At 70.5% G+C, this 12561-nt stretch carries 11 protein-coding genes and 1 pseudogene; 11 read left to right on the top strand and 1 reads right to left on the bottom strand.

Annotation, left to right across the window (positions count from 1 at the left end):
• Positions 1-127 precede the first annotated feature (127 nt).
• Complete coding sequence (locus ASF45_RS23965) at positions 128-1030, bottom strand: LysR family transcriptional regulator (protein ID WP_056669063.1); 903 nt, start codon at positions 1028-1030, stop codon at positions 128-130.
• Positions 1031-1114: 84 nt separating this feature from the next.
• On the opposite strand from ASF45_RS23965, the gene ASF45_RS23970 reads away from it, so the two are divergent.
• The 11 genes and pseudogenes from ASF45_RS23970 (at position 1115) to ASF45_RS24020 (ending at position 12408) form a co-directional block, all read left to right on the top strand.
• Positions 1115-2332 carry an alpha-hydroxy acid oxidase gene (locus ASF45_RS23970; protein ID WP_056669066.1) on the top strand — a complete coding sequence of 406 codons (1218 nt, stop codon included), beginning with the start codon at positions 1115-1117 and terminating at the stop codon, positions 2330-2332.
• The gene (locus ASF45_RS23975; RefSeq protein WP_056669068.1) at positions 2329-3006 is read left to right on the top strand and encodes an RraA family protein; all 678 of its coding nucleotides are present in this window, start codon (positions 2329-2331) and stop codon (positions 3004-3006) included. Before ASF45_RS23970 ends, ASF45_RS23975 begins: the two co-directional genes overlap by 4 nt.
• Positions 3003-4043: a hydroxyacid dehydrogenase gene (locus ASF45_RS23980; RefSeq protein ID WP_056669071.1), complete on the top strand. Its 1041-nt coding sequence runs from the start codon at positions 3003-3005 to the stop codon at positions 4041-4043. Before ASF45_RS23975 ends, ASF45_RS23980 begins: the two co-directional genes overlap by 4 nt.
• A 42-nt stretch (positions 4044-4085) precedes the next feature.
• Positions 4086-5069: a tripartite tricarboxylate transporter substrate binding protein gene (locus tag ASF45_RS23985; protein WP_056669074.1), complete on the top strand. Its 984-nt coding sequence runs from the start codon at positions 4086-4088 to the stop codon at positions 5067-5069.
• A gap of 26 nt (positions 5070-5095) precedes the next feature.
• Positions 5096-6064, top strand: a pseudogene (locus ASF45_RS23990) (Bug family tripartite tricarboxylate transporter substrate binding protein).
• 42 nt (positions 6065-6106) lie between these two features.
• Entirely contained in the window at positions 6107-6814 is a 708-nt protein-coding gene (locus ASF45_RS23995; protein ID WP_056669076.1) for an SOS response-associated peptidase, read from the top strand.
• A 367-nt stretch (positions 6815-7181) separates the two neighbouring features.
• On the top strand, positions 7182-8954 hold the full coding sequence (locus tag ASF45_RS36970) for a methyl-accepting chemotaxis protein (RefSeq protein WP_304440571.1): 1773 nt from the start codon (positions 7182-7184) through the stop codon (positions 8952-8954).
• 4 nt (positions 8955-8958) lie between these two features.
• Positions 8959-10143, top strand: a complete 1185-nt coding sequence (locus ASF45_RS24005; RefSeq protein ID WP_056669080.1) for a GGDEF domain-containing protein — start codon at positions 8959-8961, stop codon at positions 10141-10143.
• Between the two features lie 43 nt (positions 10144-10186).
• Complete coding sequence (locus ASF45_RS24010; RefSeq protein WP_056669083.1) at positions 10187-10858, top strand: amino acid ABC transporter permease; 672 nt, start codon at positions 10187-10189, stop codon at positions 10856-10858.
• Positions 10859-10949: 91 nt separating this feature from the next.
• Positions 10950-11603, top strand: a complete 654-nt coding sequence (locus ASF45_RS24015) for an amino acid ABC transporter permease (RefSeq protein ID WP_056669086.1) — start codon at positions 10950-10952, stop codon at positions 11601-11603.
• A gap of 28 nt (positions 11604-11631) precedes the next feature.
• On the top strand, positions 11632-12408 hold the full coding sequence (locus tag ASF45_RS24020; RefSeq protein WP_056669089.1) for a transporter substrate-binding domain-containing protein: 777 nt from the start codon (positions 11632-11634) through the stop codon (positions 12406-12408).
• Positions 12409-12561: the final 153 nt, after the last annotated feature.

Raw genomic sequence — 12561 nt, forward strand, 5'->3', positions numbered from 1 at the left:
CGTCCGCAGTGGTGGCTTGCCAGGGCGTCACGCCGCTTGTCTCCTGCTGTCCTAAGGCAATGCGGCGGATGCTAGGGTCCCTGCTTTGGCTTCACAAGACCCAAGTTCAGCCAAATTTCAACCAAAGTCAGACCAGACAACGCGGCGCCGGGAAGTCGATCACGCACTTGATGATCTCGCGCATCTCGGTGATCAGCGGCCGTGCATCGTCGCGCCGCCATTGCACGGTGTAGGTCAGCGGCACCAGCGCACCGCCGCCGGACAGGATGGTCAGCACGCCGCGGGCCTGCAGCGCCTCGGCCCAACCCTGTGGCATGTAGGTGAAGCCCAGGCCCTCGGCCACCATGCCGACCACGGCGCCCCAGCTGTTGCAGCTGAGCCGGCGCTCGATGCTCAAGGCCTGGCGGCCCAGCCACTCGTCCAGCGTGCGCGTGGCGCCCGAGCCCACGGGCAGCGCGATCAGCAGTTGCTCGCGCACCAGCCGCTGCGGCTGGTCGGTGCCGGCGCGCGCGAGAAAGGCGGCACTGGCAACCCAGACGAAGCGCACCTGCGCGACCTGCTCGAAGGCCAGGCTGCTGCGCGAGGAGGGGCCGGCGATCACCACGCAGTCCAGCTCGCCATCGACGATGCGCTGCTCCAGCACCTGGCCGATGTCGGCATGCGGCTCCAGCTGCAGGGCCGGGTGCAGTTCGGCCACCTTCTGCACCAGCTTGGGCAGCCAGGTCAGCCCGCTCAGTTCGCCGAAGCCGATGCGGCAGCGCCCCTGCAGGCCCACGCTGCGGCCGGCCGACTGCTGCAGCTGCGCGGCGTCGTGCAGCAGCGCACGCACGCGCGGCAGCAGTTGCTCGCCCTGCGGCGTGAGCTCGGCCGCGCGGCCGCTGCGGTCGAACAGCAGGGTGCCCAGCGAGGCTTCCAATTCAGCGATGCGTTTGGACAACGAGGACACCGACAGGTGCACGCGCTCGGCCGCCACCGAAAAATTGAGGCAGGTGGCGGCCCAGTAGAAGGCTTCGAGTTGCTTGAGCGTCATGGCCTGATTTTCCAAAAAGCGAAATGACAGAACCGCTTTTTTTCGCTTTTCTTTGAACATGGCCCTGGGCACCATGGCCGCCCCATGCCCGCTTCCTCCCCCTCCTTGCCCCGGGCCTGCCGCCAGACGCTGTCCCTGGACGACTTCGAGCCACTGGCCCGGCGCCACCTGCCGCGGCCGATCTATGCCTACATCAGCGGCGCCGTGGAAGACAACCGCGCGCTGGCCGAGAACCGCCGTGCCTTCGCCGACCTGGCGTTCCGCCCGCGCGTGCTGGCCGGCGTGGCCCAGCGCGACCTGGGTTTCGAGCTGTTCGGCCGCCGCTACGCCGCGCCGATCGGCCTGGCGCCCATGGGCATCTCCGCGCTGTCGGCGTACCGCGGCGACGTGGTGCTGGCCAGTGCCGCGCAGGAGGCCAACGTGCCGGCCATCATGAGCGGCTCCTCGCTGATCCGGCTCGAAGAGGTCATGGCGGCCGCGCCGCAGACCTGGTTCCAGGCCTACCTGCCCGGCGAGATGGCGCAGATCGCCGGCCTGCTGGACCGCGTGCAGGCGGCCGGCGTGCAGACCCTGGTCATCACGGTGGACACGCCGGTGGCGGCCAACCGCGAGAACAACGTGCGCGCGGGCTTTTCCACGCCGCTCAAGCCCAGCCTGGCGCTGGCCTGGCAGGGCATCAGCCACCCGCGCTGGCTGCTGGGCACGTTTTTGAAGACGCTGCTGCGCCACGGCATGCCGCACTTCGAGAACAACTACGCCACGCGCGGCGCGCCCATCCTCTCGCCCAGCGTGCTGCGCGACTTCTCCGACCGCGCCCACCTGGCCTGGCCGCACCTGGCCGCCATCCGCCAGCGCTGGCCCGGCCAGCTCGTGGTCAAGGGCATCCTGACGCCCGAGGACGCCGTGCTGGCGCGCGAACACGGTGCCGACGGCCTGATCGTCTCCAACCACGGCGGCCGCCAGCTCGACGGCGCGGTGGCGCCGTTGCGCGTGCTGGCCGCCATCGTGCGCGCCGTGCCCGCCCTGCCCGTGATGCTGGACAGCGGCGTGCGCCGCGGCACGGATGCCGTCAAGGCGCTCGCCCTGGGTGCGCGCTGCGTGTTCGTGGGCCGGCCCTTCAACTACGCGGCCACGGTCGCCGGCCAGGCTGGCGTGGCCCACGGCATCGCGCTGCTGCGCGAGGAGATCTCGCGCGACATGGCCATGCTGGGCCTGACCCGGCTGGACCAGATCACCGCCGCCTGCATCCGGCCGGTCGCGGACCCGGCCGACTACTTTTCTTCCACCGAGAACCACCCATGAGCAAGATCCAGGGTTTCCACATCCATGCGCGGCCGGCACCGGCCGTCAGCGACGCGCTGCTCGCGCGCTACCGGGGCTTCCAGGTCGCCAACATCAGCGACGCGATGAGCCGCACCACGGGGACTTCGGCGCTCAAGCCCTTCCACCAGCGCAACGGCGGCTTCGCCGGCCGCGCGCTGACGGTGCGCACCCGGCCCGGCGACAACCTGCTCGTGCACCACGCCATCGACACCTGCGCGCCGGGCGACGTGCTCGTGGTGGACGCCGGCGGCGTGGGCCCCAACGCCATCATCGGCGAGATCATGCTGGCGCTGCTGATCGCGCGCGGCGCGGCCGGCATCGTGATCGACGGGCTGATCCGCGACAGCGACACCATCGCCCGACACAGCCTGCCGGTCTATGCGCGCGGCGTCTCGCACCGCGGCCCCTACAAGGACGGCCCGGGCGAGCTGCACGTGCCGGTCAGCATCGACGGCATGGTGGTGCGGCCCGGCGACATCGTGGTCGGCGATGGCGATGGCCTCCTGGCCGTGCCGCCCGAAGAGGCCGAAGACATCGCCGCCCGCGTGGAGGCCATCGAGCGCGTCGAGGCCGAGGCGCTGCAGGCCATCGCCGAAGGCCGGGCCGACCGCAGCTGGGTCATGCGCACGCTGCGCGAAAAGGGGGCGCTGTGAGCAGTACCAAGCGCGTCGTGCGCTTCGACTTCTGGCTGGACCCGGCCTTCGACCGCATCGTCTCGGCCGCGCCCGGCATCGCACTGCGCACCTGCCGGCGCGAGGGCGCCGACGACCAGGCCTGGGATGCGCTGGCTAGCGCCCAGGTGCTGCAGACCACGGCCGCCAAGGACGAACTGCCACGCCACTGGTTCGTGGGCGAGCCCCTGTTGGCGCGCTGCCCGCAGCTGCTGGCCGTGTCGACCAGCGGCTCGGGCTACGACACGGTGGACGTCGCGGCCTGCACGCGCGCCGGCGTGCTGGTGCTGAACCAGGCCGGCGGCAACGCCGATTCGGTCGCCGAGATGGCGCTCGGCCTGATGCTGGCGGTCCTGCGCCGCATCCCCGCATCGGACCGGCTGCTGCACGGCACGGCGCGCGGCTTCAGCCGCGAAGACCTCATGGGCCACGAACTGCGCGGCCGCACGCTGGGCGTGGTCGGCGTGGGCGAGGCTGGCCGCCGCGTCGCGGCGCTGGGCCGCGCCTTCGGCATGCAGGTGCTGGGCGTGGACCCGGCCCTGGACGCCACGCAGATGGCCGCCCGCGGCGCCGAGGCCGTGGCGCTGGACGAACTGCTGCGCCGCGCCGACATCGTCTCGTTGCACTGCCCGCGCGATGCCAGCACGCTGGGCCTGATGGATGTCGAGGCCTTCGCCGCGATGCGGCCCGGCAGCATCTTCGTGAGCACCGCGCGCGGCGGCATCCACGACGAAGCCGCCCTGCACGCCGCACTGGCCAGCGGCCACCTGGGCGGTGCCGGCCTGGACGTCTGGGACCAGGAGCCGCCGCCAGCCGAACACCCGCTGCTGCAATTGCCCAACGTGGTCGCCACCTTCCACACGGCCGGCGTCACGCACGAGGCGCGGCGCAACAACGCCACGCTGGCGGCCACGCAGATCGTGCAGTTGCTCGCCGACGGCCAGTTGCCCGCGCGCCTGGTCAACCCCGAGGTCTGGCCGCAGGCCAGCGCACGCATCGCGGCCGCACTCGGCCACTGAGTTCGAACAAGCCCGCCACGGGCACCACAACGGAGACATCCCATGAGCACACCCTGGACCCGCCGCGCGCTGTGCGCCGGCCTCGCCGCCACCGCCTTCGCCTTGCCTGCTGCGGCGCAGCCCGAGGCCCCCTACCCCGCCAAGCCCATCGAACTCATCGTGGCCTACGGCCCCGGCGGCGGCACCGACCTGGTGGCGCGCCTGCTGGCCCGCCACCTGGAGAAGCAGATCGGGGGCAACGTGGTGGTGCTGAACCGCCCGGGCGCGGGCGGTGGCATCGGCTTCGGCGAACTCGCGCGCGCCAAGCCCGACGGCTACACCATCGGCTTCATCAACACGCCCAACGTGCTGACCATCCCGATCGAGCGCAAGAGCGCCTTCCACTGGAGCCAGTACGACCTGCTGGGCAACCTCGTGGACGACCCGGGCGGCTTCGCCATCCACGACAGCAACGCCATCACCACGCTGGCCGGCCTGGCCGCGTTCGCCAAGGCCAACCCGGGCGCCGTGACCGTGGGCACCACCGGCACCGGCTCGGACGACCACCTGGCCATGCTGCTGTTCGAGCGCGCCACGGGCACCAAGCTCACCCACGTGCCCTACAAGGGTGCGGGCGAGGTGCGTGCCGCCGCCACGGGCCAGCAGATCGTCATCGGCGCCATCAACGTCGGCGAGGTGCTGGCCTACCAGAAGGGCGGCACGCCGATCCGGCTGCTGGGCCAGATGTCGGCCGCGCGCACGACGCTGGCGCCGCAGGTGCCGACCTTCAAGGAGCAGGGCATCGACATCGAGCTGGCCTCGCTGCGCGGCCTGGCCGCGCCCAAGGGTCTGCCCGAGGCCGTGCGCAAGAAGCTCGTCGACGCCGTGGCCGCCATCGCCGCCGACCCGGCCTTCAAGCAGCAGGCCGAGGCCATGTACGCACCGCTGCGCTATCTGGCGCCCACGGCCTACGCGGCCGAACTCGAACGCACCGAAGCGGGCTTCCGCAAGCTCTGGGGCGAGATGCCCTGGCAGGACAAGCCTTGAATTCCCTCCGCTCTACAGCCAACACCATGCACGCCCTCACCCGCCGCGGCTTCACGGCCCTCGCCCTCGCCCTGCCCCTGGTCGCCACCGCCCAGGGCGCACTGCCACCCGGCCCCATCACCATGATCGTGGGCTGGCCGGCCGGCGGCCCCTCCGACAACGTCGCGCGGCTCACGGCGGTGCGCATGGCCGAGGCCCTGGGCCAGTCCATCGTGATCGACAACCGCGGCGGCGCGGGCGGCAACATCGGCACCGACGCCGCAGCCCGCGCCCGGCCAGACGGCAGCACCATCATGCTGGCCACAGCCACCTCGCACGGCCTGAACTCGGCGCTGTACGCCAAGCTCAACCACGACCCGATCAAGGACTTCGCGCCGGTCGGCATGATCACCACCTCCCCCAGCGTGCTGCTGGTGCCGACGAACTCGCCGTTCCGCTCGGTCGCCGACCTGCTCAAGGCCGCCAAGGCCGAGCCCGGCAAGCTGAACTACGGCTCGGGCGGCATCGGCTCCAGCCAGCACCTGGCCGGTGCCAACTTCAAGCGCATCGCGGGCGTGGACGTCACGCACATCCCGTTCAAGGGAACGGCCCCGGCCATGACCGACCTGATGGCCGGCCGCGTGGACTTCGTGCTGACCACGGGCGCGATGTCCTTCATCCACTCCGGCAAGCTGCGTCCGCTGGCCGTGGCCGCGCGCCAGCGCCTGCCTGCGCTGCCCGACGTGCCGACCTTCGAGGAGGCCGGCGTCAAGGGCTTCTACACGGACTCGTGGTACGGCCTGGTCGCCCCCGCCGGCACGCCGCGCCCGGCGCTGGACAAGCTCAACGCCGCGCTCGCCACGGCCTTGCGCAACCCCGAGGTGCAGAAGCAGTTCCTCGACCAGGGATCGCTGCCGGTCCAGCCCATGGGCGTGGACTAATTCTGGAAGTTCGTCGTCGCCCAGATGCCGGCGGCGGCCGAGCAGGTGCGGATCTCGGGCGCGAAGGCGGAGTGAGGCCGCGGCCGCGATGAGGCGATGGCGCCGATACCATCGCGCATGAGCACGCACTACGAATCCCTGCCGCGGGCGCAGGACTACGAGGACGCCTTCGCGGTGCCGCCGCCCGATGCGCCCGGCCTGCGCGACATGTGGCCGCGCAAGCCGGGCTGGTGCATCCGCTCGGAATCCACCGCCGTGGCGACGGTCGCCGATGGCGCCACCGGCCCCGCCCCGGCGCGCGCGCTGGTGCCCGCGCAGTGGGGCCTGGTGCCGCATTGGGTCAAGTCGGCGTCCGACGGCAAGCTGCGCGCCACCAAGCTCGTCAACGCGCGAGCAGAGACCGCGGCCACGGCCCAGGCCTTCCGCGACGCCTGGCTGCAGGGCCAGCGCTGCATCGTGCCGATGGCGGCGTTCTTCGAAGACGACTGGCGCAACGGCAAGGCCGTCCCCACCCGCATCAGCCGCGTCGACGGCCAGCCCATGGGCGTCGCCGGCCTGTGGGCACTGTGGACCGGGCCCGACGGCGACACCCTCACCAGCTACACGCTGCTCACCGTCAACGCCGACAACCACGCCCTGCTGCGCCGCTACCAGCCGCAGGGCAGCGAGAAACGCATGCCGGTGATCCTCAACGAAGGCGCGTACGACGCCTGGTTGAACGCACGCGTCGACAAGGCCCACGTGTTCATGCGGCAGTACCCCGCCCCCTGGCTCAGGGCGAACCCACTGGAGCGCAAGGCCGAGAAGGTGCCCCCGCGGCTGTAGCACCGCCGGTCGGCGGCACCGGCCTGGCCAGGCCCGCGCGCGGTGGCCACCGGCTGACGACCCGCACCGCCTGGGCGACAGACGGGACCGGCGCACCGCACACGGTGCACAACCGGTCTTAGTCTGATCGTCGTGTGAACGAACCAGACGCCAAAAAACACGCCGTTTCATCACTTCCATGTTGTGTACCAAGGCATCGCCAGGCGGCGCATGCCGGGGGCACGGCTGCGGTCGCGAAGCCGGCGCCGGGGCAGCCATCGGCCGTCGGCGGCCGGCAGGCGCGAGGTTCCCGCACAGGCTTTCGAACCGATGCACTTGCGGGAGGCGCGACATGGCAAAGCGGTCGATGACATTGCGGATGCGGTTGATGCTGTACACCGGCGGCCTCGTGCTGCTGGGCCTGGGGGTGCAGGCCGCGGCCAACATCTGGATCGCCCGCAGCAACGCGCTGCAGACGCTGGCGTCGAGCGCGCGGGCGGTGGCACGCGCGCATGCCGAGAGCATTGCCCTGTGGGTGGACAACCGCCTGCAGGTGATGCGCGCCATGGCGCCCCTGCCCGGGACCACCGACCCCATGCTGGGGCTGCGCCAGGCGGCCGTGGCAGCGCGGCTGGACATCGCCTACATCGGCTTTCCCGACAAGCGCGCCCAGTTCTCGCGCGACGAGCCGCTGCCGGCCGGCTACGACCCGACCACCCGGCCCTGGTACCTGCAGGCCGTGGCCAGTGACGCCCCCATCATCACCCAGCCCTACCTGGACTCGGGCAACGGCAAGGCCGTGCTGACCGTGGCCATGGCCGTGCGCGAAGGCGGCAAAGTCACGGGCGTGGTGGCCGGCGACGTGTTCATGGACAGCGTGATCGCCAACGTGGCCTCGATCCGGCCCATGCCCAACACCCGCGGCTTCGTGCTCGATGCGCAGGGCCGGCTGGTGGTGCACGAGGACCTGAAGCTGATCGGCAAGCTGGCGACCGACATCGCCCCGCAGCTGACCGCCGAACGCGTGGCGCGCCTGGTGGCCGCTGCCGACCTGGAGCCGATGGACATCGCCGACCAGCACCGCCTGGTGCAGCTGGCGCAGATCCCGGGCACGCCCTGGATCCTGGCCGTCGCGCTGGACCGCGGCGAAGCGCTGGCCGCCATGGTGCGCATGGTGTGGACATCCTCCATCAGCAGCGTGCTCATCGCGGTGGTGGCCGTGCTGGTGATCGGCACGGTGCTGTCCGCCAGCCTGCGGCCGCTGCGTGCGCTGCAGCAGGCCATGGTCGATGTCAGTTCGGGTGAAGGCGATCTCACGCGCCGCCTGCCCGAGCGCGGCGCGCAGGAGCTGGCCGGCATCGCGGCAGGCTTCAACGGCTTCGTCGACAAGCTGCAGCACATGCTGCGCGAGATCCGCTCCAGCGCCGACCACATCAGCACCGCGAGCTCGGAGATCGCCACCGGCAACCAGGACCTCAGCCACCGCACCGAACAGACCGCGGGCAAGCTGCAGGCCTCCGCTTCGAGCATCGACACGCTGACGGCCGCGGTGCGCCAGTCGGCCGACTCCGCGCAGCACGCCGACCAGCTGGCCGGCAGCGCCGCGGCGGTGGCGCAGCGCGGCGGCAGCGTGGTGGGCGAACTGGTGTCCACCATGGACCAGATCCAGCACAGCAGCAGCCGCATCGCGGACATCATCGGCGTGATCGACGGCATCGCGTTCCAGACCAACATCCTGGCGCTCAATGCCGCCGTGGAGGCGGCCCGCGCGGGCGAGCAGGGCCGCGGCTTCGCGGTGGTGGCCAGCGAGGTGCGCAGCCTGGCGCAGCGCAGCAGCCAGGCGGCCCGCGAGATCAAGGAACTCATCGGCAGCAGCGTGGAGCGGGTCGGCGCTGGCAGCACACTGGTGCAGACCACCGGCACCACCATGCAGGACATCGTGGCCAGCGTGCAGCGCGTGAGCGACATCGTCGGCGAGATCAGCACCGCCGCACGCAGCCAGAGCCAGGAGATCGCCGAGGTCAACGGCACGGTCACGCAGCTCGACCAGATGACCCAGCAGAACGCCGCGCTGGTCGAACAGAGCACGGCCGCCGCGCAGAGCCTGCACGACCAGGCCGAGCGGCTGCGTCACGCGGTGGCGGCGTTCCGACTCGATTGATGCCATGTCCACCTACGCGCTGGATCCACGCACCACCATCCTGATCGGCGGCATCACGAGTGGCCTGATGGCCCTTGTGCTGTCGCTGCTGGCACGCGCCACACCGCTGCCCGTACCCGGGCTACGGACCTGGGTCGCAGGTGGCTGGCTGATCTTCAGCGCCATGGTGTTGCTGGGCCTGCGCGACTGGACCTCCAACCTGGCCACGGTGACGCTGGGCAACGGCGCGTTGATGCTGGCCTACATCGTGTGGCTGGCCGGTACGCACCGGCACTTGGGCCAGCGCATCCGCTGGGCACCATGGCTGCTGGCCTGGACGGTCGCCACCGCGCTGGTGAGCTGGTTCATCTTCGTCGAGCCGAGCTTTCGCGTGCGCACCGTGGTCGTGGCCGGCCTGTGCGCCTGCCTGAGCGCCCACCATGCGGTGGTGCTGCTGCGCAACCCGCGGGTCGAGCGCTTCGGCCGCTCCATCGGCGTCTCCCTGACCATCACCTGGTTGCTGATCCTGGCCGCCGTCTACGGCATCCGGGCCCTGCACGCCGCCTGGCTCCCGCAGGGCAGCACCGGCCTGCTCACGCAGGGCGTGGTGCAGATCGTCTACACGGGCAGCTTCACGATCTGCAACCTCATGCTCGTGATCGGCTACGCCACCACGGCCTCCGACCACGTGCGTGCACGCATCGAGGACCAAGCCATCCACGACCCGTTGACAGGCGGCCTGAACCGCCAGGCCCTGATGGACAGCCTGGAACGCGAGCGCGCCCACAGCGCGCGCACGGGCCAGCCCTTCAGCGTGGCCATGCTGGACGTGGACCACTTCAAGAAGATCAACGACAGCCACGGCCATCCCGTGGGCGACCGCGTGCTGGTGCACCTGTGCCGCCGCATGTCGGCCCTGGTGCGCCCCAACGACGTGGTGGCGCGTTACGGCGGCGAGGAGTTCGTGATCGTGATGCCGGAGACGACGCTGGCCGAAGCGCTGCAGGCCGGCCAGCGCCTGCTCACGCACGCGGTGCAGGTCGACGACCAGGCCCTGCCCGCCTTCACCGTCAGCATCGGCCTGGCGCAATGGTCCGCGGTCGACAACTCCGTGGAGACGGTGATCGCGCGCGCCGACGCCGCGCTCTACGCCGCCAAGGCCAACGGCCGCAACCGGGTCGAAGTCGGCGGCTCCGCGATCTCCGTGTAAACCCTCATCGCCAGGATCTGAAACCGGTTTCACAATCCGGCCCGTGAACTACCAATTCCAGTTCGACGCCGTCTTCGCCGCCTGGCCGCTGCTGCTCAAGGGCACGTGGATCACCGTGCAGCTCTCGCTCACGGCCACGGTGCTGGGCCTGCTCGTGGCCGTGCTGGGCGCCTGGGGCAAGACCAGCGGGCCGGCCTGGCTTCGGATCGTGATCCAGGCCTACATCGAGCTGATCCGCAACACGCCCTTCCTGGTCCAGCTGTTCTTCTTCTTTTTCGCGCTGCCCGTGTTCGGGCTGCGCTGGTCGCCCTACCAGGCCGCGCTGACGGCCATGGTCGTGAACCTGGGCGCCTACGCCACCGAGATCATCCGCGCCGGCATCGAGTCCATCCCCAAGGGCCAGATCGAGGCCGGCCGCGCGCTCAACCTCAAGGGCTGGGAGATCTTCCGCTTCGTGATCCTCAAGCCCGCGCTCAAGGCCATCTACCCCGCCCTGACCAGCCAGTTCATCCTGCTCATGCTGACCTCGGCCGTGGTCTCGGTGATCTCGGCGGATGACCTGACGTCGGTGGCCGCCACGCTGCAGTCGCAGACCTTCCGCAGCTTCGAGATCTACATCGTGGTGACCGCCATCTACCTGGGGCTGGCGCTGATGTTCGCCGGGCTGTTCAAGCTCGTGCACCGCCAGTTTCTCAACTACCCGGACAAGAGGTAAGCCAAGAAAATGCCCCCACGCTCATCGCTTCGCGTATCGCTGCCCCCCAAGGGGGCGCTTCAGTGCCTTCGGGCGGCCGGGCGGCACTGAAATGCGTACCTTCGGCTGGTCCGAATTCCTGTTCATCGTCGAGGCGGCGAAGTGGACGCTGGCGCTGTCCGCCATCGCCTTCGTCGGCGGTGTCGTCCTGGGCCTCTTGGTCGCGCTGGCGCGCACCAGCGAGCACCGCGGCGCGCAGTTCGCTGCCACAAGCTTCATCCAGGTCTTCCAGGGCACGCCGCTGCTGCTGCAGCTGTTCCTGATCTTCTTCGGTTTCCCGGTGCTGGGCCTGGACATCAACCCCTGGGTGGCGGCCGGCATCGCGCTCACGCTGAACACGGCCGCCTTCCTGGCCGAGATCTGGCGCGGCTGCATCCAGGCCGTGCCGGGCGGCCAGCGCGAAGCGTCGCTGGCATTGAACCTCTCCTATGTGGACCGCATGCGCTTCGTGATCCTGCCGCAGGCCTTCAAGATCGCGCTGCCGCCCACCGTGGGTTACCTGGTGCAGGTGATCAAGGGCACCTCGCTGGCGGCCATCATCGGCTTCGCCGAGGTCACGCGCGCGGGCCAGATCATCAACAACGCCACCTTCCAGCCGCTGCACGTGTTCACCACCGTGGCGGCCGTCTACTTCGTGATCTGCTGGCCGCTGTCGCTGCTGGCCGCGCGCATGGAGAAGCGCCGCGCTGCAGCGCTTGCCCGTTGATCCGCCTCTTCAACCCCGGAGACTCCGCATGACCACCACCCGCCGCACCGTCCTCGCGCTGGCCCTCGCCAGCACCATCGCCCTGCCCGCCATGGCCCAGACCGTGGCCGACCTCAAGAAGAAGGGCGAGATCACCATCGGCATGCTGGTGGACTTCCCGCCCTACGGCACGACCAACGCGCAGAACCAGCCCGACGGCTACGACGCCGATGTCGCCAAGCTCTTGGCCAAGGACCTGGGCGTGAAGGCCAACATCGTGCCCGTCACCGGCCCCAACCGCATCCCCTTCCTCTTGACCAACAAGGTCGACGTGCTGGTGGCCTCGCTGGCCATCACGCCCGAACGCGCCAAGCAGGTCGACTTCTCCACGCCCTACGCGGCCGCCACCATCGTGCTGTACGGCGCGACCAAGGTGCAGCTCAAGGAAGCCGCCGACCTCAAGGGCAAGCGTGTGGGCGTGGCCCGCGCCAGCACGCAGGACGTGGCGCTCACAGCCATCGCGCCCGAGGGCACCGAGATCCGCCGCTTCGACGACGACGCCTCGGCCATGCAGGCGCTGATGTCCGGCCAGGTCGACGCCATCGGCTGCTCGACCACGGTGGCCGCGCAGATCGCCAAGCGCGCACCGGCCGGCACCTACGAGAACAAGTTCAACCTGCGCCAGCAGGTCATGGGCGTGGCCATGCGGCCGGGCCAGGCCGAACTCAAGAAGACGCTGGACGAGTTCGTCGAGCGCAACAAGAAGAACGGCGAGCTGAACAAGCTGTACCAGAAGTGGCTGGGGACGGATTTCCCGGCGCTTTGAGCTGACTAGGGTGGTGCGGGACCGCGCCGACGGTGTACTCCACTCCGCGAATGTCCCCCGCCGAGGGCCGCAGGCGGCCCGCGGCTCCTCCTTTATTTCGCTGCGTGGAGCACACCATCGTCGCGGTCTGGCAGCGGCGCGTCGTATGAGCCA

Source organism: Pseudorhodoferax sp. Leaf265, from assembly GCF_001422365.1.
In the GTDB taxonomy this organism is placed as follows: Bacteria; Pseudomonadota; Gammaproteobacteria; order Burkholderiales; family Burkholderiaceae_C; genus Pseudorhodoferax.

Coding starts and splice junctions, on each gene's coding strand:
- ASF45_RS23965 (WP_056669063.1), bottom strand. CDS start 1,030: ATGACGCTCAAGCAACTCGAAGCCTTCTACTGGGCCGCCACCTGCCTC.
- ASF45_RS23970 (WP_056669066.1), top strand. CDS start 1,115: ATGCCCGCTTCCTCCCCCTCCTTGCCCCGGGCCTGCCGCCAGACGCTG.
- ASF45_RS23975 (WP_056669068.1), top strand. CDS start 2,329: ATGAGCAAGATCCAGGGTTTCCACATCCATGCGCGGCCGGCACCGGCC.
- ASF45_RS23985 (WP_056669074.1), top strand. CDS start 4,086: ATGAGCACACCCTGGACCCGCCGCGCGCTGTGCGCCGGCCTCGCCGCC.
- ASF45_RS23995 (WP_056669076.1), top strand. CDS start 6,107: ATGAGCACGCACTACGAATCCCTGCCGCGGGCGCAGGACTACGAGGAC.
- ASF45_RS36970 (WP_304440571.1), top strand. CDS start 7,182: ATGCTGTACACCGGCGGCCTCGTGCTGCTGGGCCTGGGGGTGCAGGCC.
- ASF45_RS24005 (WP_056669080.1), top strand. CDS start 8,959: ATGTCCACCTACGCGCTGGATCCACGCACCACCATCCTGATCGGCGGC.
- ASF45_RS24015 (WP_056669086.1), top strand. CDS start 10,950: ATGCGTACCTTCGGCTGGTCCGAATTCCTGTTCATCGTCGAGGCGGCG.
- ASF45_RS24020 (WP_056669089.1), top strand. CDS start 11,632: ATGACCACCACCCGCCGCACCGTCCTCGCGCTGGCCCTCGCCAGCACC.